21 protein-coding genes and 2 pseudogenes are annotated in these 21,025 nt (G+C 38.2%); 14 read left to right on the top strand and 9 right to left on the bottom strand.

Annotated elements, in window-relative coordinates; translation table 11 throughout:
• Positions 1-318 precede the first annotated feature (318 nt).
• From IQ19_RS23330 to IQ19_RS27875, 3 genes are all read left to right on the top strand, one after another.
• The gene (locus IQ19_RS23330) at positions 319-1,956 is read left to right on the top strand and encodes a coiled-coil domain-containing protein (RefSeq protein WP_144545579.1); all 1,638 of its coding nucleotides are present in this window, start codon (positions 319-321) and stop codon (positions 1,954-1,956) included.
• Positions 1,931-2,377 (top strand): M67 family metallopeptidase, encoded by a 447-nt coding sequence (locus IQ19_RS23325; RefSeq protein ID WP_144545577.1) that lies wholly within the window; start codon positions 1,931-1,933, stop codon positions 2,375-2,377. Before IQ19_RS23330 ends, IQ19_RS23325 begins: the two co-directional genes overlap by 26 nt.
• A 158-nt stretch (positions 2,378-2,535) precedes the next feature.
• A complete protein-coding gene (locus IQ19_RS27875) occupies positions 2,536-2,697 on the top strand; it encodes a hypothetical protein (protein ID WP_158638892.1) in 162 nt (53 codons plus the stop codon).
• A 135-nt stretch (positions 2,698-2,832) separates the two neighbouring features.
• On the opposite strand, the gene IQ19_RS23320 is transcribed toward IQ19_RS27875, so the two are convergent.
• On the bottom strand, positions 2,833-3,093 hold the full coding sequence (locus tag IQ19_RS23320; RefSeq protein ID WP_199749537.1) for a hypothetical protein: 261 nt from the start codon (positions 3,091-3,093) through the stop codon (positions 2,833-2,835).
• A gap of 260 nt (positions 3,094-3,353) precedes the next feature.
• On the opposite strand from IQ19_RS23320, the gene IQ19_RS23315 reads away from it, so the two are divergent.
• Entirely contained in the window at positions 3,354-4,139 is a 786-nt protein-coding gene (locus IQ19_RS23315; RefSeq protein WP_144545575.1) for a CsxC family protein, read from the top strand.
• Positions 4,140-4,209: 70 nt separating this feature from the next.
• Here the strand turns inward: IQ19_RS23315 and IQ19_RS28725 are convergent.
• Positions 4,210-4,284, bottom strand: a pseudogene (locus tag IQ19_RS28725) (hypothetical protein); the annotation flags it as partial.
• A 53-nt stretch (positions 4,285-4,337) separates the two neighbouring features.
• On the opposite strand from IQ19_RS28725, the gene manA reads away from it, so the two are divergent.
• On the top strand, positions 4,338-5,285 hold the full coding sequence (gene manA, locus IQ19_RS23310; RefSeq protein ID WP_144545573.1) for a mannose-6-phosphate isomerase, class I: 948 nt from the start codon (positions 4,338-4,340) through the stop codon (positions 5,283-5,285).
• 223 nt (positions 5,286-5,508) lie between these two features.
• Positions 5,509-6,222: a CsxC family protein gene (locus IQ19_RS23305; protein ID WP_144545571.1), complete on the top strand. Its 714-nt coding sequence runs from the start codon at positions 5,509-5,511 to the stop codon at positions 6,220-6,222.
• Positions 6,223-6,299: 77 nt separating this feature from the next.
• On the opposite strand, the gene IQ19_RS23300 is transcribed toward IQ19_RS23305, so the two are convergent.
• On the bottom strand, positions 6,300-8,474 hold the full coding sequence (locus tag IQ19_RS23300) for a hypothetical protein (RefSeq protein WP_144545569.1): 2,175 nt from the start codon (positions 8,472-8,474) through the stop codon (positions 6,300-6,302).
• A gap of 78 nt (positions 8,475-8,552) precedes the next feature.
• Positions 8,553-9,335 carry a CsxC family protein gene (locus IQ19_RS23295; RefSeq protein ID WP_144545567.1) on the bottom strand — a complete coding sequence of 261 codons (783 nt, stop codon included), beginning with the start codon at positions 9,333-9,335 and terminating at the stop codon, positions 8,553-8,555.
• A 175-nt stretch (positions 9,336-9,510) separates the two neighbouring features.
• Between IQ19_RS23295 and IQ19_RS23290 the strand changes: the two genes are divergently transcribed.
• Positions 9,511-10,698: a ParM/StbA family protein gene (locus IQ19_RS23290; RefSeq protein WP_144545565.1), complete on the top strand. Its 1,188-nt coding sequence runs from the start codon at positions 9,511-9,513 to the stop codon at positions 10,696-10,698.
• Positions 10,699-10,709: 11 nt separating this feature from the next.
• On the top strand, positions 10,710-11,081 hold the full coding sequence (locus IQ19_RS23285) for a hypothetical protein (RefSeq protein WP_144545563.1): 372 nt from the start codon (positions 10,710-10,712) through the stop codon (positions 11,079-11,081).
• Positions 11,082-11,190: 109 nt separating this feature from the next.
• Here the strand turns inward: IQ19_RS23285 and IQ19_RS23280 are convergent, their stop codons facing one another.
• Positions 11,191-11,808: a CotY/CotZ family spore coat protein gene (locus IQ19_RS23280; RefSeq protein WP_144545561.1), complete on the bottom strand. Its 618-nt coding sequence runs from the start codon at positions 11,806-11,808 to the stop codon at positions 11,191-11,193.
• Between the two features lie 352 nt (positions 11,809-12,160).
• Here IQ19_RS23280 and IQ19_RS29180 point away from each other — a divergent pair.
• Positions 12,161-12,952: pseudogene (locus tag IQ19_RS29180) on the top strand (N-acetylmuramoyl-L-alanine amidase); the annotation flags it as partial.
• A gap of 72 nt (positions 12,953-13,024) precedes the next feature.
• Positions 13,025-13,516 (top strand): glucosaminidase domain-containing protein, encoded by a 492-nt coding sequence (locus IQ19_RS29175; RefSeq protein ID WP_338422703.1) that lies wholly within the window; start codon positions 13,025-13,027, stop codon positions 13,514-13,516.
• Positions 13,517-13,641: 125 nt separating this feature from the next.
• On the opposite strand, the gene trhA is transcribed toward IQ19_RS29175, so the two are convergent.
• Complete coding sequence (trhA, locus tag IQ19_RS23270; RefSeq protein ID WP_144545557.1) at positions 13,642-14,289, bottom strand: PAQR family membrane homeostasis protein TrhA; 648 nt, start codon at positions 14,287-14,289, stop codon at positions 13,642-13,644.
• Positions 14,290-14,512: 223 nt separating this feature from the next.
• Between trhA and IQ19_RS23265 the strand changes: the two genes are divergently transcribed.
• Positions 14,513-15,067, top strand: coding sequence for a DUF1836 domain-containing protein (locus IQ19_RS23265; protein ID WP_144545555.1), 555 nt, complete (start codon positions 14,513-14,515; stop codon positions 15,065-15,067).
• A gap of 240 nt (positions 15,068-15,307) precedes the next feature.
• On the opposite strand, the gene IQ19_RS23260 is transcribed toward IQ19_RS23265, so the two are convergent.
• The 3 genes from IQ19_RS23260 to IQ19_RS23250 all read right to left on the bottom strand — a co-directional run bounded on the left by IQ19_RS23260 (position 15,308) and on the right by IQ19_RS23250 (position 17,690).
• Positions 15,308-15,559, bottom strand: coding sequence for a YueH family protein (locus IQ19_RS23260; protein ID WP_144545553.1), 252 nt, complete (start codon positions 15,557-15,559; stop codon positions 15,308-15,310).
• 138 nt (positions 15,560-15,697) lie between these two features.
• Positions 15,698-16,696, bottom strand: a complete 999-nt coding sequence (locus tag IQ19_RS23255) for an LLM class flavin-dependent oxidoreductase (protein WP_144545551.1) — start codon at positions 16,694-16,696, stop codon at positions 15,698-15,700.
• 166 nt (positions 16,697-16,862) lie between these two features.
• On the bottom strand, positions 16,863-17,690 hold the full coding sequence (locus IQ19_RS23250) for an undecaprenyl-diphosphate phosphatase (RefSeq protein WP_144545599.1): 828 nt from the start codon (positions 17,688-17,690) through the stop codon (positions 16,863-16,865).
• 294 nt (positions 17,691-17,984) lie between these two features.
• On the opposite strand from IQ19_RS23250, the gene IQ19_RS23245 reads away from it, so the two are divergent.
• The 3 genes from IQ19_RS23245 (at position 17,985) to IQ19_RS23235 (ending at position 20,995) form a co-directional block, all read left to right on the top strand.
• Positions 17,985-19,046, top strand: a complete 1,062-nt coding sequence (locus IQ19_RS23245; protein WP_144545549.1) for a multicopper oxidase domain-containing protein — start codon at positions 17,985-17,987, stop codon at positions 19,044-19,046.
• A 127-nt stretch (positions 19,047-19,173) separates the two neighbouring features.
• Positions 19,174-20,532, top strand: a complete 1,359-nt coding sequence (locus tag IQ19_RS23240; RefSeq protein ID WP_144545547.1) for a right-handed parallel beta-helix repeat-containing protein — start codon at positions 19,174-19,176, stop codon at positions 20,530-20,532.
• Positions 20,522-20,995: a nitrous oxide reductase accessory protein NosL gene (locus tag IQ19_RS23235; protein WP_144545544.1), complete on the top strand. Its 474-nt coding sequence runs from the start codon at positions 20,522-20,524 to the stop codon at positions 20,993-20,995. The genes IQ19_RS23240 and IQ19_RS23235 overlap by 11 nt, the downstream gene beginning before the upstream one ends.
• Positions 20,996-21,025 lie beyond the last annotated feature (30 nt).

Below are 21,025 nucleotides of genomic sequence, written 5' to 3'. Positions count from 1 at the left end.
CAATTACTCACACATAGCCAATCATACCAAAAGGAAAAGCAAAATTTAGAAGCAGAACTAGCTGATAAGACTTCTGAGCTTGACAAATTGATGGAGGATAAAAAACACTTAACCAATCAAACCAAATCATACGAAGAGAAAAGACAAACTTTAGAGACGAAACTGGCTGCAAAGGGTTCAGACCTCCAAAAATTACTGCTTGAAAAGAGTGAAAGTGAGAAAAAAACCAAGAGTCTGCAAAATGAATTGCAGCACATTCAGAAGCAGCTGAATGAAACTAAGAAAAAAGTGATACTACTTACAGATAAAGAGAGTGAATTGGAAACAGAAAAACAAAAATTGTGTGATGAATTAACGGCAGCCCATAAAACAATGAGCCACCTAAAAGTGGATGTTAATTCTCTGGAAGTGAAGTTAAGATTAAAAACTGAGGAAGCTCAAATAAAAGCCAACGAAAATGAAAAAATGGGCCAAGAAATCCAGGATTTATTACAAAACAAGGAACAATTAAGACAGAATAACGTATCTTATCTACAAAAGATAACCCAATTGGAGTCTAAAAAACATAATGCTGACGAGTCAGTTAGTCATCTCAAGGCAGTAATTGAAGATTTAAAGACAAAATTATTACAAGAAGAAAAAGAAAAAATTAATGTGTTTAACCGTCTTGAAAACCGCGAGAGTGAACTGTCCAAATTAAATGAGGAGAATGCCAGATTTGATAAAGAAAAAATCGAACTACTTGAAAAGGTTGCAAAGCTGGAAGAAGAGAATGCTGCTTTCAACGAAAATTTTTCTATACTTTCTTCTCATAGGAAATCAGACGAAAAACGCATGGATCTAATAACCTCTAATTTAAACCAGGTATTTACAGAAATGAAACAATTAGTTCGGATGACATCTTCATTAAAACACCAATTGGAGTCGAAGAATATAGAACTTAAACAAATAAAAAAGGAGAAGGTTGTGCTTATGGAAGAGTTAGTACAAATTAAAGAAGATTATGAAAAATCCGAGGCTAGAAAGGATGAGTTGGAAAACCAGATTGAAATAATGAGAACAGAGCTGCACAAGGCTCAAAATTCTTTGTCCCGACTTGAACAATTTGAATCTGAGAAACTCAGGCTAAAAGAGGATCTTGAAACTAAAATAGCAGAATTTAATTCTCTAACAGATCATTATAAACGTGAAAAGGATTCTTACCTTCAGGTCCTGGATCATGTTCAGGATCAGGTAAATGTATATAAGGAAAAATCAGACCAATTTGATGCGGAGAAAGGCTCTTGGTCTAAACAAATTGATGAGTTAAAAGCTGAGCTGAAGAGAACGAAAGCAACAGTTGTAAAGATGGAAGAGCTTGAAAAAAATAATGCTAAACTGGCTTCAGAAGTACAGGCAAAAGAAATTGAAATTTATAAGGTTAAAAAAGATAGCGAACGTGCTTTGCAGCAGCAGCTGGATCAATTCAAAGCAGATATGAAGCTTTATCAGGATAAAATTTCACAATATGAAAAAGATCGGGAAATTTGGGAAAAACAAATGAAGCAAATGAAAACTCAGTTTGCCACACTGGAATCTAACCTTGAGGAAAAGGAAAACTTTATTAAACAGTATATAAAGCAGCCCCTTTCTCCATATACAGCTGGACTTCACAATCATTCTCAGCAAACATCTCCCACGGAGGAACAGCCAGTACAAAACCAATCTCAAGCTAGTCAGCTTCAGGCTCCGCAACAAAGTTCACAATCCGGCAGCTTTTTTCAAAGAATGCTGTCACAGCAGCAAGGGAGCGGTCCAGCCTCACAAAGTTTCCAGGGGCAATACCAGGGGCAATACCAGCAGCAAACACCCAGACAAACACAGGCAGCAGCAATGGACTTTTTCACGTTACGCAGCAAAACGACACAGCCGAGCGCCACAGGTAACAACTATGGGAGTCAATGGAAAGAAGATTAATAAAAAAGAGTTTACCGGACATGATTTATTGATAAAAAGAGATGTTTATGAAGAAATGATTACCTATTGCAGTGAATTATTGCCTTATGAAGCATGCGGATTACTTTCCGGAATAAAGGATCGATTCACCACATTATGGAAAATAAAAAATGAAACAAAAAGATTTAACAGATTTACCATGTCCTCCGAATCTATTAAAACAACAGTAAAAGAAATGGAAAAAATCGGGGAAGTGCTTTCTGGAATCTTTCATTCACACCCCAGTTCACCAGCTCTCCCATCAACTCATGACATCAGGAATAATTCCTATCCGGAATTGCCTTATTTAATCGTATCCTTTCATAAAGGCAGAACAGAAGTCAGATGTTTTAAAATGATAGATAAAAAGGTCTTTCCAATCAATATTAAAATAATAGATTAATTTCCGAAAACCGGCGTACTTAAAAGTGCGCCGTTTTTTTTAATAGAGTTTAATAAAGGACCGCTTAATAATAATTGGGTATTTGCCCGAACACGTTATCTTTAAAAGTCTCATAGTATACATTGTGGTGGATTTATTTGTGCTAGGAGGAATTCATATTGAAAAAGGGTAGTCGAAAAGGAAATCCACAAATAGAACAGCAAAATAAAATTTATATTGGCAATTCAATAAAGGGAGCGGGCTATAAGAAAAAGAAAAATGGAAATGGGGGATGTGGCTGCGGCAGCAATATTAAAAAATTACAGACCCGAAAACCATAAATCGGAATTTAAGAAATAAATAATTCTGAAAGTAAGGGAAAGGTTTTTAATCCATCTTAAATTAAAAAGGGAGCAGCTAAAAAGCTCCCTTTTTAATTACATCTATTAAGAACTCTGATTCATATAGGAAAGGAATCAGAGTTCTATATCCAATTCATCCTTATAACAGCAAAACTTAAACTTTTTCCCCTTTCCGCAAGGGCAAGGATCATACAATTTATCCTTCATCTTTTCTTTTAATGCCTTCTTCAGCTGTGAAATATCCACAAAGGGTTTTAATTTGATTACGGACTGAATTCCATAATCCTGACATATTTTTGTCACCTGAGCTGCTTGAAGTTCAGTAACTACAGAACAATAAATAAGCTTTTCTTTTCGAAGGTTTGTGTTGGGCATATAAAAATCTCCTCCAATCGGAAATGTTATTTTATAATACTCATTTGAACTGATTTCGGAACAAAAAGATTGAAGCACTTGAAAAACCCGGTGAATTTTTTCATCCGATGGAAAAACCCGATATTTTTGGAATAATGTCCAAAAAAATCTTAAATGCCATTACATCTGTCCATGTCATACTTGTCTTTTCTACATATACAAATAGTAAGTCAAAGCACTTATTCTGCTTTTGATTTAAAAAAATTCAAGGAGTGAAATGCATGAAAAAAAACACAGGATGTAGTAACGGATCCTGCGACATTTCCAAAGCGAGAACGATAGATTGTTTTACCAGATCATTTTCTCCAGTTGCAGATATTCAGAAAGTACCGGTTTATGATGTACCAGTCGTATTAGCTGAGGTAGAGCTGCAGGCAGATGTTGAAGCTGATATTAAGTTCCCAACACCCGCAAGGGAAATTAAATGGATTCGGAAAAATGTTTCGTTAAAGCAGTGCAAAGCAATCCCTTCTATTCAGAATCCTGGTTATGTAAAATTATTTATTACTGGTGTTGTTCATAAAAACATTCAATATGTAGAAGAATGCACTGGATATGTTATGGATTTTAGTACTGATATCCCTTTTAGCTGTAATCAGCAAGTCCAAATTTTTAATAAAGCTTTTGAATTTTTAAGCAATAAGTCATCAGTGCACGAGAGAAGGTTTCTTGATCATACTGGTCACGGTGCTGACAGCACTCTGGGAGGTTCAAGAACGTTTGAATTTTATAATGAACCGATTGAGTGTAAACTGTTATTCTCTGAAGTTAATGAATTGGACCTATTTAAGGAGTTTAACCGGTTTGGCCAGTTCGAAAAAATAACTGAGAAGATGGAAATTACCTTAATATTTAAATTACTTCAAACGCAGCAATTTAATCCTAAATTATCCCCGCCACCGAAAAAGGGTCCTTGCCCACTGCCTTGGCCATCCCAAAAAACTGTAGAAAAAACTTCACGAGAAAGGTTTGTAGAAAAAATTCAAGGAATGTACCGCATACGATAAATAAATGGGGAGGGGCTTTTTGTTGGCACTCCCCTTTTCATCTGCGTATTTCATTTAATGGTTAAGGTTAAAAATTTGCTTTTACCTCTTCTAAAGCCCTTTTCAACCTTACTTTTCTTGATATGGTAGGAACCAACTCGATTTCCTAACCCATTAAAAAAGGTTATTGCAGAGTACAGAATGATAAGGAGGGACTATGTGAATCAGCCATTATTTTTCGAGCCTGTTTTTCAAGAAAGGATCTGGGGAGGAACAGCTCTGAAAGATAAATTTGGTTATCACATTCCGTCAGAACGTACTGGTGAATGCTGGGCTATTTCAGCTCATCCTCATGGACAGTCAGTCGTAAAAAGCGGCCCTTTAAAAGGGAAAAAAATAGGAGAACTTTGGAGCGAAAACAGTGAGATATTCGGAAATGATCCTTCCTCAGTTTTTCCTCTTTTAGTGAAAATACTGGATGCGAACACAGATTTATCTGTACAGGTTCATCCACCTGATCAATATGCTAAATCTCAAGAACATACCAAGATGGGGAAAGATGAATGCTGGTATGTTTTAGACTGTAAAAAGAATGCAGAAATCGTTTTAGGGCACAATGCGAAAACAAAAGAAGAACTTAGCAATGAGATTGATAAAGGAAAGTGGGATTCTTTGTTAAGAAGAATCCCTATAAATAAAGGGGATTTTATATTTGTCCCGAGCGGAACGATCCACGCATTATGTGAGGGAACACTCGTGCTGGAAATACAGCAGAACTCTGATACAACTTATAGAATATACGATTATGATCGGACTGATGAAGAAGGGAATAAAAGGGATCTGCATTTAAAAAAAGCTATTGAGGTTACAAGAGTGCCCTATAAAAGATTTGAATTTGAACCGATAGTTGAAAGGCAGGGTGGAAACAAGTTTATTCAGTTTATCAAATCTAATCATTTTACCATTTATAAATGGGAAATCACTGAAAAAGCTGTAATGGGAAAAAACCACTTGTATTATTTAGTCAGTGTAATAAATGGAAAAGGGTTTCTAAAAGTAGACAAAGAAGACTATGAACTTAATAGAGGGGATCATTTAATTTTGCCCAGCTCCTTAAAAACATTTGTTTTAGGAGGTCAATTTGAAGCAATTGTTTCCCATCCTTAGTAGTTAAGCCCTCATGGAACATGGGGGCTTCCTGATTTAAAAAAGATACCTATAAGCCTTTTAGAAGGAGTTTAAAAAATGATATAAATGCCATAAGACACTTGTCCACTCCTTTACGCCACTGCTTACATATACAATAGTATGTCAAGGAAACAAGCAATATAGAAGTCTACTGCTGATACTTGCACTACTTTGACTAAAAAATATTCAAGGAGTGAATTGCATGAAGAAGAGCCATTCTTTTGGTAATGGCTGCGGAAAAGGCCATGACAAGTGCCCTCCAGCACCGGCTTGTGACACAGCAAAGTCTAATACTCATTTTTGTGAAGTAGGAGCTGCAACAAACCAGGGGGATACTGAGCAAACGATTATTTTGGGCGATGTTCCAATCCAGGCATTAACAGAGTCAGATATTTATCTTCCTGATTCTGCAACTGATATTAAACACATCAGAAAAAATGTTTTTTTAACTCAATGTAAGGCAGTACCTGTTATCCCGACAGGCTTCCCTGGTGTAGCTCCAACAGCAGTTAAACTATTTGTTGAAGGTTTTATTCACAAAAACATTCAATATGTTGAGGGCTGTGAAGGCGTTGTTAAAGACTACAGTGTCAATGTTCCTTTCAAGTGTTTTTCTTTAGTAAACAACCTTCCGCCTATTGATTGGCAATTTAGTACAAAAAGCAACCAGGTTAACGAAATAAGAGAGCTTGCAAAAGACGGAATGGGCTCAGACCGCTGCAGTTTTGGCTCTTTTACGTTTGAATTCTTTAATCAAGCAATTAAGTGTAAATTGCTTAGCGCAACAGTAACACAAATGGACCTATTAAGCGATTTCGATAAATACGGCAGATTTGATAAGGTTACAGAAAAAGCCGAAGTCAATCTTGTCGTAAGATTAACACAGCGTCAATTGGTTGATGGTCCTACTCCTTAATGGCTTGGGTACGAAGAAGGGTAGGGAAGGTTTAAAAAAGAAATTAAAAGAGGGTACCTTCAAAAGGCACCCTCTCATCATATTCTCACATACTGTTCCTGCAAAAAATCAATACTTAGAATAACACTGCCCTGAATTTCCAGACTTTCGACCGTTCCAATCTCATCATGCCAGATAACATGCATGCTTTGCAGCTTACAGAAGATTTCTTCCGTAAAATGCTGAAAAAATTCGTTATGAAAATCAAGCTGACTTTCTGTTTGGAACATGTATTCCCGTTTCCCATTTGGTTCAGGTATAATGGGAGGACAAAGCCATTCAAGATCAATCGTTTTCTCAAAAAATACTGGTACCTTTAACAACTGCATTGCTCCATTATTTGTGAGAGCGATATCCGTCATAAGTTCTCCCTTTATAAAAACAGCATTAGAGGGGAGGAGTGTACGACATTTCAATCCTTTAACAGACCATTCCAATTGTTTCAACGTTTTGGCCGGAACATACCCTGGCAAGCGATCAAAAAGATCAATTTCCACATCAGATTTCGCCACTAAAACAGGTACCTTAATAATGGGACCTGTTTTAAAAGGCTCCGAGCAAAAATGGTGACAAGGAAGACTTTTATCTTCCTCTTCAATCAACTTTTTTGCAGCCCTGCACATACTTGCTGATTCTTCATGAATACAAAAGGAAGATTCTTCGAAGTTTTCATTGGAGGCTGCATGTTTGTCTGATAATTCTAATTCTGTGGATATCTTTTCATTAATATGTGATTTCTTCCAGCTATCCTTTTCACTGCTTTCAGCAGAATATTCTAAGCTAGGTTCTGGATTTTCACTAGAGTGTGTGTTCTCCAGCATTTCATAAAATTTCTCTAACAAGGAGGAACCCTTCTGGTATCCTGCGTTTTCTTGATCAGCAGCTGACACATGGTTTGGAGCCCCGGTAGCTCTAGAACAAAATTCTTTTAATGTTGATAAGACCTCATTCTTTTGGGGGAGAGTGCCTTCTGTCAATGAGGTCTTAACCTTCTTGCCAACCAGTTCTTGGAGCAGGCAATAGGCTTTTTCCAAAACGATCGAAAATTCGCCTTCAAAAGAGGAGGATTCTCCAAAGTCTTTTTCGTCTATGATCGTTTGATCTTTTCCGAAGAACACTTTTTCATTCATTGAAGATGAAGATTCCTCATAAAACATTTCATTTCTGATAAAATCTTCTTTTTCTGGTAGTGAAGAGGATTCAATCCCACTAAAGGAATTTTCTGCAAGTAAAGAAAATACTTCATCCTGTTTTGAGGAAAGGATGTCTGATTCAGATGAAGATGATTCTTCAAGCATACTTAAAAATTCATTCTCCAAAGATAGATATTTATTTATTACTGGATAATGATTAATACCAGAAGAAGATTCCTCCAGCCTCAGCCCTTCATCTTGGCTTTCTTTCCCGGATAAAATCTCTCCCTCCGATAACAATTCAATATCATCTGCAGGTAGAGGAATTCTGTTTTTTTTATTTTCCCCATGAAGCTTAAAGGGCACACTATAGGAAAAAGATTCATCTGACTTATCCAATTGGTCAGATTTTGTTTCGATTGGGTCATCAAGTATAGATGAGAATTCTTCAAATAGGTCCCGATGTTCAATATGTTTGGGATTATCGGGACTTTCACTCAGTGGTTCACAATGCTCTTCAAAATCAGATGCTTTCAATATCGTTTTACCTTTGAGCGATTGAAAAGCTTCTTCCTCCACCAATGCAGCACCCAATTCAAAACTTTCTTGGCCAGTTGTTTTGCCTGTTTTATTATAAATTCTGTTTGAAAATGTGCTTGGTAAAGAAGGGGTCCAACTGAGCATAGGAGCAAAAGGGGTCAACATTGCCTTTATTTTTTGGGGGATATTTCCTTTCTTGCCTTTGTCATATTGCCCCTTTACTTTCTCTAGTTTAGGCTGGTTACTCATTGGATTCTCTTCGATTTTCCTTGCTGGTTGTTCAATTGAACCGGCAATTTGTCTGTCTTCCACTTTCGGCGGAGTCAAAATAAAGGGGACTGACACTGTTTTAGAAGAAAAATAAGGCTTTTCAACCTTTTCCTGCTTCTCGAATAGATGTGTATCCAGCAAACTTTCCCCATTACTATTTGCTGCTTGCTCTTTCTCTGGAAAAAAGAACTCCTGCTTTTGCGAGGACGGTTCTTCATCAACTTTATGGCTATAATAAATTTTATTATAAGTATTTCGCATATTGTTCATAGTACCAGGAAGGTGCTGCTTTCGATAAGCATCCTCTCCTATCCCTCCTTACTATTCAAATTCATTATCTTTTAATATTTAATCACAATGATGAAAGCAATCATCATCATCATTTGTTGCAGAAGAAACCCGGATTTGCTGTTTTTGCAGGACTTTCAGGGTTAAATCCAAAACCATTTTTTCTTCTACCTTTGTGAAAAACCCTTCTCCTAATGGTGAGCAGTTAGGGAGAGGGGAACGGTCGATGGCTTCATCCCATTCAATGATCCTGCTGGATATTAACTCACAGTAGGGGAGTTCGTTATAGTGCTGTATGCTTTCCTGATGGAATTGAGAAAGGTCTTTTGACTGCAGTTCATCTTTTTCGGGATGCCCGCAAGACATAGGTTTTGACACAAGAAAGTCAAATTCCATTCTTTTGTTCATATCCGGCATAACTGGCAGAGCCAAAAATTTTTTAATTTCCGAAACACATTGAAAGGGTACGTCAACCGTATACGAATGTATGTCAGATGCCACGGTGTTTTTAGTGTGCATTTCAATGTCCGGAGAGGGACTTGCATACTGTATATTCTTGCGTACAAAGCCTTTGATGAATAACTTGTTTGAAGGCAATAGAAGCCTGCATTGCGTTAATTTAACTGTTTTCTTAATATCTTTAATTTCCAGGACAGGTTCCGGAAAGGTGATTAAAGCATCTATATTAATCTGCAGAGTTAGCTCAGCCAGTACAACAGGAACCTTTGTAATAATTTTTCCTATGCTCACATGAGGATGGTTCTCATGGTGGCTCTCACATTCACAGTGATGGGTAACAGCTTTACATTCATTCACATGGTTATCTTTGTGTGTTTCTGACATTTTGGGGCCTCCTGAAGTCAAGATATAGCATTGTATGCGTGATAAACGACTATGTCTGGGCATTTGCCCTTCTATAATAAAGACCTTCTTATACCTCTAAATAAAATTTTAAATAATGTACGGGCACGATTGGACTCCAGTCCCGCATAAGATTCAAAAGGAGGAGTGAGGGAATATGGGAACACAAAATTTTCTTGCCATTGATATAGGTAACAGCTGGTATAAAGCCTTGGCTTCTGATAATGGTATGGTATCCGAGTACCAGCTTCCAAACGCGATTGCTCTTTTTGACACGGAGTTTTATGAGAAACCGTATGACGATGAGGATGTTATATTTGAAGAGAACCTTATAGTTGAAGTGAAAAGCCAGGCTGTTAAAGATAGAAGAGAAATCTTTTACGTTGGTAAAGGAGCTGCCAAGCAAAGGGATGTTAGTTTAACATCTTTTAATAATCAAAAGGTCGATGAAGACCGTACGTATTTATTGCTCTTTGGGTTGGCAGCCTATCATGCTACTCTTCAGAAAACGGATGGACTGGAAATCGAATATTCCATTGATCAATTAGCTGTATCATTGCCGACCACACAGTATAAAGAGCGAAAATCAAGGCTGAAAGACAGACTAATTGGTACCCATACAGTTATCTTTCATAAAGTGCCCGGATTGCCTGAACCAAAAGAGCTGGAGGTAAAGCTCCATATCCATGACGTTATTATCGGGGCAGAGGGTGCCTGTGCATACCTCGGATTAACACGCGATCAGGAAACTCTTGGAGTAAAAAATGAAGACCTGGTTAAAGAGTCTAAAAAAGGAATTATCATTGGCGATCTGGGCGGAGACTCAGTGGACTTTGTCGGGATTAAGAATAATAAACCTGTCGCCTCAGTAGAGGGTGCACCGTTTGGAATAAATCAATTTCTTGACCATATCATTCAAAAGGTAAGCAAAAATGAGCTGTATCGTTTTGATTCCCGTGCAGAGCTGGAGGAAAAGTTGGCTGCGGGGCAGTCGGAATGGTATGTTGAGCCATTTGCAGGTGTTAAAAAGGATATAAGCAAGTATATTATCCCGCAGCTAAAATCAATGGCTATAAAATATCTGGAACACTTTGACCGGATCCGCAGCAGTTCGAGAGAGATTAAAGGGGCTGTACGGTATATAGCCGTAGGCGGTGCGGCCAAATTGGCTCAAAAGCAAATTATGGAGGCTTCAGTCAAATGGTCCGAAAGAGGACGTCCAATTGACTTAATGTTTCCCGAAGATATGGAAAAGCTGAATGTGCTAGGTTTAATGATTCTGGCAAAAATGAATCAAATAAAAAAAGAAAAAGGAAATAACCATATCGTTTCCGTTAAAGGTTAGGGATGAAACTAATGTTCAAAACATATACGGATTATCTCAATAAAACGGCTTTAACGTTTTCTGAAACCTTCATAGATGTAAAAACCGGCAACAATACGCCCATATCACCCAAGGTTAAGGAGCAAATTGAATACCACGCAACAAATCAGACATTGATGCATCTTGTCCTTTCAGCTCTTCATAATTACCTGCATCCTAAAACATCAAACAGCAACAATGAAATAATTCTAGCGGAGTTAGCCGAACTGAGAAGGCTGATAGAGGGAGCCTCCATTCCATCCAATCGTACAAGGAATCATGAGATTGCTTTTAAAAATAATACAGAAAAAGCAGATTTAGACATTAATGAAGTAGTAGATGTTCTTGAAGCATTTGGCGGATAAAGTAAAAAGGTGTACCCAACTGTGGTACACCTTTTTTGTTTAGATCTCATTTTTTTATTCAAGCAGATTTTATGAACGGATTTTCTGCAAAATAGCTGCAAGTATACTTTTACAGACGGACTGCAGGCAGACACGTTACTGCACAGAAGCATGAAGGATCAACATTGATGCAAATACCAGTACGGATCAAATCTTCTACATTTTCAAAATCAACTTGGGCGCAAGGAGAACAAAAATCTTTTGATGAGTTTTTAAATGGATCCTTTGATGATTTGCATTGCTTGAAAGTTAATAATTCAAGAACTGCACATTTGCCATCAAAATCTTTTATCATAAAAATAAATGAAGTTATACAGGCAAACTTTTTCTCCTTAGAATGGTGGGTAAAGGTTGTAACACCTGTAGCCTTAAACGGCTCACAGTCTCCGCAATAAAGGATAAACGGAATTGTGTTCTTCTTCGGCTTTTTGGACCCGCCCAAAATCTCCTCTATAGAATCCTTACATGAAGTCTTGCAGTCATTCTCTGTTTTTACCCTTCTCTGTGCTTTATGAATAGCCTCAAGTACCTCACCTACGCAATTCTCATGAAAATTGCCGTGATATTTGCTTTCCTCATATTTTTCTTTCTCAGGTTCCCAGGAACATTCGCAGCCATAGACGGGATCTTCACAGTGGTCGTGGTTTTTTTCATAATTTTTAAATTTATTCTTGCCGCACATACCCATGTTTTTCTCACTCCCTAAAATATTTTTCCTTCATTAGCATACGGTTCCGACCGCTTTTTGGAGTGAGGATACAGCCTAATATAAAAATATTTATTATGATATCCGCGCAGGCATCAGCAATTGGCAAAAAAAATCAATTAGATAGCTTGTGCTATTTTCATAATGAAATAGTACAAGCTATTTTTTAAAATTAACATAATATATATCAAACTTGAATTGAGAGTTAAAATTTTTAAAAAAAATCTGCTTACTTTGTTGAAACCCTGTAAATATATATATAAAATTTGCCTACATTATCCTTATTCTATAAGAAAATAGGTAAGTAAAAATCAAAAAAGGATGTGAATAAACATTGAAACTATATTTGGATCCAGGTCATGGTGGAACGGACCCCGGTGCTCAAGGAAATGGATTAATGGAAAAAGATATTACTCTTGATATAGCAAAGATTATTCGGAATATATTGGAGCAAGGTTATGAGAATATTGATGTAAGAATGAGCAGAACCTCCGATATAACAAAAAGTTTAATCCAAAGGACAGATGAGGCAAACAGTTGGGGAGCCGACTTTTATCTCTCTATTCACTGTAACGCTTTTAACGGTCAGGCTCGTGGATATGAGGATTATATTCACAGCAGCCTTAGTGATACTTCCCTAACAGGTAAGTATCAGGATATTATCCATACAGAAGTCACTATGCTGAACAATCTTATAAATAGGGGACAAAAAAAAGCTAATTTCCATGTTCTCCGTGAAACGGCTATGCCGGCACTATTAAGCGAGAATGGCTTTATAGACAATCCTGATGATGCAGCATTTATGAGAGAGCCTTTATGGAGGCAAAAAGTAGCTCAGGGACATGTAAATGGGATAGTCAAAGCATTTAGTTTAAAACCTAAAGAAGTAATGCCAACTTCTATTTATAAAATAATAGCTGGTTCGTTTAAATCGAAAGAAAATGCAGATGAACGAGTAATGTTCCTAAAGGCCAAGGGGATAGAATCGATTGTTGTCAGAACTTCAATAGCGGGTGCAGTATGGTTTAGAGTTCAGGCTGGAGCATTTCATGAAAAAGAAAATGCGGAAAAGCGCTTAGTTGAAGTTAAAAGTGCAGGCATTATAGGTGCTTTTATTATTAATGAGAGTACTGCCTCATCACCTGCAGCGCCAAAAGATTATCCAATTATCGGTAAAACACATTTATCGCCAGAGCAGATGAATAAATATGCCAAAAAGGTAAATCCAAATGCTATTAATCTGGGGTTTTACTATACTTCTTTTGGTGATCACTACGGAATTAGAGGGGACATAGCTTTTGCTCAAGCTATGCTTGAAACAAACTTTCTCCTATTCACTGGTGATGTAAAGGCAGGTCAAAATAATTTTGCTGGGATAGGTGCTACAGGTGACGGAGCATCAGGTGCAAGCTTTGATTCGCCAAAAGATGGAGTTCTTTCTCATATACAGCATCTTTTCGCTTATGCTTCTGCTAAACCATTGCCTCCTGGATATCCGCTTGTGGATCCCCGCTTTCATCTTGTTGAGAGAGGTGTCGCTCCAGCATGGACAGGGCTAAACGGAAGATGGGCTGTTCCCGGTAAAAACTATGGTGAATCCATTCTTAATATTTACAAATCAATGCTAAGTGACTCAATACAAGACCTGGAAGAAGTTTTAAAGGAGATAGACAGGCAGTCCCTCTCCTAATTAAAAAAAACTGGAGATACTTAATTTAAGATGAGACAGGTTTAGCAAAAATCTTAGGAACCATTTGTTTTGAAGGATAAAAATGACTCCAGAGCATGGCTGGAGTCATTTTTATAAAGATAAATTCATAAAACATACATAAACACACAAAGAAAGTGCGCCATGCTGCCCATCATAATAAATATATGAAAAATCTCATGAAACCCTAAATGCTTAAACTCCAGGAATTTCGGTTTTATCGCGTAAATAACCCCGCCAATTGTGTAGAGGATGCCCCCAAGCAGCAGTAAGGAAACACCCGCCATGCTTAGTGTTTCGGATAGTGGTGAAAAGGCAAATACGATAATCCACCCCATTGCGATATAGAGTGCCGTCGATAGCCACCGTGGACAGTTGAACCAGACCATTTTGAAAAGGATGCCGGCAACTGCTACCACCGTAACAATCGAAAACAAGACCCAGCCAGTTACACCATTAAGAGTAATGAGGCAAAAAGGTGTATAAGAGCCGGCAATTAATACAAAAATCATAGAGTGATCAAGCTTTCTTAAAAAGGCAATTACTTTATCTTTTGCCATCACCATGTGGTAAGTAGCTGATGCTGAATAAAGCAGCATTAAGCTGATTCCAAAAATCGTTACTGCTGCAATGGCAAGCGGTGAAGATGATGTCAATGAAGCTTTGATCACCATCGCAAGCAGGCCGACAAAGGATAAAATGGCTCCTGCCAGATGGGTAAGCCCGTTGATCGGCTCTCTGATGTATGTTGTCATAAAGTTCCCCTCCTAATACTTGGTTATGTAGTTTTAATAACTACTTATAATAATATAGATAAAGCATTAAGTAGTCAACATTTACAATCTGTCCTTTTTTAAGTAAAATTTACTTAAAAGTAAGCACTGTTAAACTTGTCTGTTGATTTCCGCTTCATCAAAAAGTGCCAGAACCAACAATGGGCTTTAACATAGCAAAAAAGTAAGGATCTGAGGGATAAGCATGGAATTAGAAAAAATGATAATAGAAAATCAAATTCAATTAGAGGATATACCACAAATTGATTTATATATGGATCAGGTTATTCAGCTATTTGAGAACAAATTTGGCAGTTCAAAACGGAATGAAGAGGAAAAAGTGCTGACGAAAACGATGATTAATAATTATGCAAAGGGGAAGCTGCTTTTTCCTGTTAAAAATAAAAAGTACTCAAAGGAGCACTTGATTCTTATTGCTATGATTTATCAGCTAAAGGGAGCATTGTCCATAACTGACATTAAAACAACGCTAAGCGGAGTTAATGAACGAACTGCAGAAGAAAATTTTGGCATTGACCGCTTTTATCAGCTTTATCTGGATTTAACAGCACAAAACCTCGAAACATTTAAAAAGGATCTGAAAAATCAAACCGACAGGGTGAAAGTGGAGGCAGAAGCCTTGGAAGAAACAGAATCAGCTGATCTTGAAAAAGTGCTTATGGTATCTTCGCTCGCCCATATGAGCAACTTATATAGAAAAGCGGCAGAACGCCTTGTCGATGAATTAGCAGAAGGCTAGAAAAACACATAGGCAGGTGCGAAAGTTTGGAAAAGCAGAAAAAAAAAGAAGAGAGCCTAGCCAGGGCAATCTTTAATGAAGTGCGTGATTCAGTATTTTTCTCTATATTCATTCATATAATTTTGTGGATTCCGAGGCTAATACTAAGGGTTCTGAAGAATTTATTTTAAAGAGAAAATCAGCCGTTTGTTAAAAAGCGGCACTTTAAAAAAGGAGTTTTGCGTGGAGTTTTTTGCAGTTTTAAGTTTGATAGGCTTTAATCATTTTAATAATCTTATTTGCTAATTCATCAGTATTCCCGTCAAATAGCTGAAAATTCAGGGAGCTTTGCAAATGATCGAATTGAATTTGGTTGTTATCGATTTGATTAAATTGAGCAGACCAGTTGATCTCTGGGATAGCTACAATAAAGCGGTTATCCAGTGTTTTTTGGATAAATACCTCAGCATTAATCTGATCAGAAATCTTGATTGTTTCAGGCATAGAATTCATATTGATAACCTCCCAATGTTTGTGTTTCATTCATTATAACAAGTTGGAACCTAAATTGAAACAAACAGGCTATCTATAAAGTAAAGAGCCTATATCGAAAAGGAGAACCCAGGGATAAGGTTCTCCTTTTACATTTTATTATCTGCCAGCCATGATATTTGAAGTAATTTCAAAAGAGTGAAGCCGTTCATTATGGTCATATATCTGGGCGTTGACCATGAATTCATCTGCCTGAGTATCATTTAAAAATGATTGCAGTTTCTCTTTTACTGCAGCTGGCCCGCCTATAATGGCTGTGCCAAGCTGCTGTTCAAGAATTGCTTTTTCATAAAGGCTGCACAATTCCTTCATATTAGTAACCGGTGGCTGAAGCCTGCCAGGCTTGTTGCGGATCATATTTAAAAACTGCTGCTGGATGGAAGTGGCCAGCCACTCAGCCTTTTCATCTGTATCCGCAGCAACCACATTTACTCCTACCATCGCATATGGCTCTTCCAAAACCTCTGATGGCTGGAAGCTTCTGCGGTATAAATCAAGGGCAGGGAGCGTATTCTCAGGCGAAAAATGGCTGGCAAAAGCGAATGGCAAACCAAGCTGGCCGGCAAGCTTCGCGCTGTAGCCGCTGGAACCAAGAAGCCAGATCGGAATCTTTAAACCTTCGCCGGGTATAGCGCGTACACGCTTGTTTTCTTCAGGATTGAAATAGTTTCTTAATTCATTCAGCTGTTCCGGAAAATCCAGTCCATCCCGTCGTTCTCTCCTTAATGCCTGGGCAGTCAGCTGATCTGTTCCCGGGGCTCGGCCAAGCCCCAAATCAATACGTCCAGGAAAAAGCGATTCAAGAGTCCCGAATTGCTCAGCGATGACAAGCGGCGCATGATTTGGCAGCATGATGCCTCCTGAACCCACACGAATCGCAGAGGTTCCGGCTGCAACATGCCCGATTACCACAGAGGTAGCCGAACTGGCTATGCCAGGCATATTATGATGCTCCGCCAGCCAATATCGATGGTAGCCCCATTTTTCAGCATGCTGGGCTAGGTCCAACGTATTTTGCAAGGATTGTGCGGCAGAACCGCCTTCTATAATAGGGGAAAGATCAAGCACAGAGTAGCGGATGGCATTTAAACTTTTCATCTATGTCAGCTTCTTTCATTAATAAAGTCATTTACTAAAGTATTTCCTAGTAAACAGTCTATATTTTAACAAGAATATTTCGAGCTTCAAAATAAAAAGTCTTGCCTTGCTGACGGAATATGAATTTAAGTAAAAACAGCCAGGCAGCTAAATGCCCGGCTGTTTTTTAAAGAAATATAAAATAAATCAAACCTGCCAGCACAATTCGGTAAATGGCAAATGGAATGAGTTTTACCTTATTGATCATTTTTAAAAAGAAGCGGATCGATATTAAGGCAAAAACAAAAGCGCTTAGAAAACCTGCAATAAAGAACGGCAGTGCGTCAAGTGAAAAGTATTCCAGGTTTTTTAACAAGGAAAGCATACTCGCTCCAGCCATGATCGGCACAGCCATGATAAAGGTAAAATCGGCTGCCGCCCGGTGGGTTAGGCCAAGCAAAACACCTCCCGAAATAGTTGATCCTGAACGTGAAAAGCCAGGCCAAAGGGAAAAGCATTGAATCAAGCCAATTGAAAATGCCTGTTTATAGGTGATTTGGTCTACCGAAATTGTTTTCGGGTTTTTCCCTCCAAAAATGTCGGCAAAAATCATCAGCAGGGCACCAATAACCAATCCTATTAATACAGTCCCGGTAGAAAACAAATGTTCATCAATATAATCCTCGAATAAAACACCCAGAACCCCGGCAGGAATTAATCCAATGATCACTTGGGAGAGTTTTAGACGGCTCTGTCCCTCAGAATTCTTGCTGCGGCCGCCGAGTCCCAGCATTTCTATAAATCGGTCTTTAAAAATAATGACTACGGCTAAGATTGAGCCAAGCTGAATGACCACCTTAAAAGTGTTGGCTTCATATTTGGATAAAAACTCTTTTGAATGAAGCCACATATCATCCACAATAATCATATGTCCGGTAGAAGACACAGGCGCAAATTCTGTCATTCCCTCTACAAACCCTAATATGATTGCTTTAATAAGTGTAAGCAAGTCCATTTCCACTTCTGATTTCTCCTTTAACCCTAAGTTGATAGAAGCAATTTATATAAAAGACAAAAACTCCATTTATTGATTATAAACGGTTTAGTAGATGATAGGTACAATTTTTTACAAAGTAATCAAGTTGTAAATGAGCTGTTATCTTTCGGAGCAGTTCAAATAAAGTACGATCACTTATTCACAAACTCTTCACAGATTTGTGAAGTCTTGTGAGAAATATCACCAAAAAAAGTCTTTATTTGCCATATGATAAAAACAGATAAACCAATAGATTAAGAGGAGGAAATGAAGATGAAAAAAGGAGTAAAATATCTGCTTACTTCAGCAATTGGCATAGGTTTATTAGCAGGATGCAATCAAGGGGCAGTGCCGGAAAAAGCCGAACAGCCCGAGCAAAAGGTTCTGGCAGCGGAAACAAATAAAGTCGCGGCAATCGCACCCCACAAAGATTTAAACCAGGAACCGGTTTCTCTAAAAGTAGAGAGAGTTGGACCTAACGAAGTGAACGTTGAAATGACATCCCAGATAACAGATATAGAAATAGACAAGGGGAAAATGTATAAAGCTTGGACTTTTAACGGGGAAGCTCCTGGTCCGGTAGTAGTAGTAAACGAAGGGGATACGATTAATTTTACATTGAAGAATATGGATCCGGCGATTCCTCACAGCATGGATTTCCACGCCGTACACTCAGCTCCTTCAAAGGATTTCGCCAATGTACAGCCTGATGAAACGGGAACCTTCAGTTATCCTGCTAATAAACCTGGCGTTTTTATGTATCATTGCGGTACATCGCCTGTACTTTCACATATCGCGAATGGAATGCACGGAACAATCATTGTTAAACCGAAGGACGGCTATCCGACAGATAAAGAGATTGATAGGGAATACACTATAATACAAAACGAGTGGTACAAATACAATGATCTGGATGATTTTACAAATGGAGTTCCAAGCCATGTTGTATTTTCTACAAAAGCTCTGAAAGAAGGAGACCCTAACACAAATGGTGATACTTTCACATTAAAAGACAAGCCGCTGCTTGCCAAAGTAGGAGATAAGGTCAGGATATATGTAAATAACGTAGGACCAAACGAAGTCAGCTCTTTCCATGTGGTTGGTACAGTGTTTGATGATGTCTATATCGACGGCAATCCATTTAACCGATTTAAAGGACTCCAAACGGTCATGCTTCCAGCGAGCGGCGGTGCGGTAGTTGAATTCACTGTTACCCGTGTTGGCAGCTATCCAATTGTGACACACCAGTTTAACCATGCTCAAAAAGGAGCCGTCGCAATCTTAAAGGTAACAGAGACCGGAGAAGACGACGGCAAGGCTACAATGAGCCACTAAATATAAATAAAAAACTCAACTTAAAACTAATTATACAAGAAAAAAATAGAATTGTGAATCACTTTTCTGGCCTTCTATTGGAAGCAATGGAGGCCAGAAACGAATTACCCAGGCAGGTGAATGCTGAATGTATAAAAAAATAGGATTCCTTCTTATACTTTTTAGTTTGGTCCTGGCCGGCAAGGCTTTCGGCGAGGAAGTGACAGTGTCCAACTCTGAAGAGCTTCGAGATGTCTTATCCAGCGACAGGGAGATATCCGTTATTAAAATCAAATCCGGCCGCTATAATGGGAATTTTTCTGTAGAGAAGAAGGTTCATATTATTGGTGAAAAAGGCGTAAAACTCTTCGGTCTTGAAACCGGGAATGTGCTGACAATTGAAGCTGACGATGTCATTGTCGAGGGCCTTGAAATAGAGGGGAGCGGTTCGCAAAATGCCGGAATCTATGTGAAGGGTGACCGTTCATATCTACACCATAATGCCCTTAATAATGTTTTTCACGGCATCTATGCCAGAGATTCGTATGGCCACCGGGTTGAGAACAATATCATCTCCAGTTTTGATAGTGCCAAACGCCATAAGGGCTATGGCATTTATTTAGTTGAAGCGCCAAATACAGCAGTGAAGGGAAATTATTTTTATGATACCCAGGATGGCGTCTACGTTTCTTATTCAGATTTCTGTGAAATCTCAGGGAACCAAATGTCAAAAGCGCGGTATGGTGTGCATACGATGGACTCAAGAAATATTCTGATAGCGCATAATCAGGTGACCGAAAGCATTAACGGCCTCATGATCATGCAAAGCTATGAAATCTTCATTATGGAAAACTATTTTTATTTAAATACAAAGATTGATGGAGCAGGCATGTTTATCTATGACACATTTGACTCCAAAATATCCTCCAATATCATAAAAGGGAATTTCAGGGGCATAGTGCTTGAAAATGCCAAAAGAAACAGACTCGAATTTAATACCTTTTTGGAAAATGATACTGGACTGGAAATCGGGATTAATTCTACTGACAATACAATCTATTTAAATAACTTTTATCGAAATACAAGACAAATTATTTCTGATAAAGACAACAGCAATTATTTTAATAAAGATGAATATGGAAACTATTACGACGACCATAGTTCTTTAAATATGAATAGCGACAGCAAGGTTGACTTTGCTTACAAAAGCGGTGACGTTTTTTATCAAATGGCCAGCCAGGAACCTTTATTGCAGGTGTTTTTCCAGAGTCCAGCAGTGGAGCTTTGGAACACGGTAGAACAATTCACACCAATCCCTTCAGACTCTCTGATTGTAGATGAAGCTCCTCTGGCAGAACCGGCTCCGGTAAAATGGGAGGAAAACACATCTGAAACACAGGTCTACTCCAGCAGACATGAAATGGATCTAATTCTATTCTTTATGATCACCCTGTTTGCAAGTTTATTTATCTTAATGAAATTAGGGAGGGAGCGTCATGAAGCTTAAACATTTTTTCGTCATAATCGGTTTAGGATTGCTGTTAACTGCCTGTTCGTCTGCAGCGGCAGGGCCAGTGGATATAAAACTAAACAAGGATAGCTGTGATGTATGCCACATGGGAATTGAAGAAATGGAATCTGCAGCTCAGCTTATTTTGAAAAACGGCAAGCCCGTTTTATTTGATGATATTGGCTGTATGACAGAATATTTGCAGACAGAAAATCCTGAGTACGAAGCGGCATTTGTCCATGATTACCAGTCGAAGGAATGGATATCATTTGATACCAGCTCATTCATCCAAAACCAGAACATTGACAGTCCAATGAGCTATGGAATAGCAGCTTTCAAGTCAAAAGATGATGCAGCAGCATTTCAGAGAGAGTATGGCGGAGACGCGTATACAAAGGCAGAGTTGCTGAATGCGGAAATTAAAAGTTTTAAAAAACCGGGAATGAGCCATAGCCACTAGATCTGTTCACCTCATTGAGGAGGAATTAAC

Source organism: Cytobacillus oceanisediminis, assembly GCF_007830235.1.
GTDB classification, from domain to species: Bacteria; Bacillota; Bacilli; order Bacillales; family Cytobacillaceae; genus Cytobacillus; species Cytobacillus oceanisediminis.
This window is presented reverse-complemented; position numbering and strand designations above follow the sequence as displayed.

Bases quoted from the DNA above. Each gene is read 5' to 3' on its own strand.
- IQ19_RS23290 (WP_144545565.1), top strand. From the start codon at position 9,511: ATGGGAACACAAAATTTTCTTGCCATTGATATAGGTAACAGCTGGTAT.
- IQ19_RS23245 (WP_144545549.1), top strand. From the start codon at position 17,985: ATGAAAAAAGGAGTAAAATATCTGCTTACTTCAGCAATTGGCATAGGT.
- IQ19_RS23255 (WP_144545551.1), bottom strand. From the start codon at position 16,696: ATGAAAAGTTTAAATGCCATCCGCTACTCTGTGCTTGATCTTTCCCCT.
- IQ19_RS23315 (WP_144545575.1), top strand. From the start codon at position 3,354: ATGAAAAAAAACACAGGATGTAGTAACGGATCCTGCGACATTTCCAAA.
- IQ19_RS23285 (WP_144545563.1), top strand. From the start codon at position 10,710: ATGTTCAAAACATATACGGATTATCTCAATAAAACGGCTTTAACGTTT.
- IQ19_RS23250 (WP_144545599.1), bottom strand. From the start codon at position 17,690: ATGGACTTGCTTACACTTATTAAAGCAATCATATTAGGGTTTGTAGAG.
- IQ19_RS23325 (WP_144545577.1), top strand. From the start codon at position 1,931: ATGGGAGTCAATGGAAAGAAGATTAATAAAAAAGAGTTTACCGGACAT.
- IQ19_RS23240 (WP_144545547.1), top strand. From the start codon at position 19,174: ATGTATAAAAAAATAGGATTCCTTCTTATACTTTTTAGTTTGGTCCTG.
- IQ19_RS23260 (WP_144545553.1), bottom strand. From the start codon at position 15,559: ATGAATTCTATGCCTGAAACAATCAAGATTTCTGATCAGATTAATGCT.
- IQ19_RS23320 (WP_199749537.1), bottom strand. From the start codon at position 3,093: ATGCCCAACACAAACCTTCGAAAAGAAAAGCTTATTTATTGTTCTGTA.
- IQ19_RS23280 (WP_144545561.1), bottom strand. From the start codon at position 11,808: ATGGGTATGTGCGGCAAGAATAAATTTAAAAATTATGAAAAAAACCAC.
- trhA (WP_144545557.1), bottom strand. From the start codon at position 14,289: ATGACAACATACATCAGAGAGCCGATCAACGGGCTTACCCATCTGGCA.
- IQ19_RS23300 (WP_144545569.1), bottom strand. From the start codon at position 8,474: ATGAACAATATGCGAAATACTTATAATAAAATTTATTATAGCCATAAA.
- IQ19_RS23305 (WP_144545571.1), top strand. From the start codon at position 5,509: ATGAAGAAGAGCCATTCTTTTGGTAATGGCTGCGGAAAAGGCCATGAC.
- IQ19_RS23265 (WP_144545555.1), top strand. From the start codon at position 14,513: ATGGAATTAGAAAAAATGATAATAGAAAATCAAATTCAATTAGAGGAT.
- IQ19_RS29175 (WP_338422703.1), top strand. From the start codon at position 13,025: ATGAATAAATATGCCAAAAAGGTAAATCCAAATGCTATTAATCTGGGG.
- IQ19_RS23235 (WP_144545544.1), top strand. From the start codon at position 20,522: ATGAAGCTTAAACATTTTTTCGTCATAATCGGTTTAGGATTGCTGTTA.
- IQ19_RS23295 (WP_144545567.1), bottom strand. From the start codon at position 9,335: ATGTCAGAAACACACAAAGATAACCATGTGAATGAATGTAAAGCTGTT.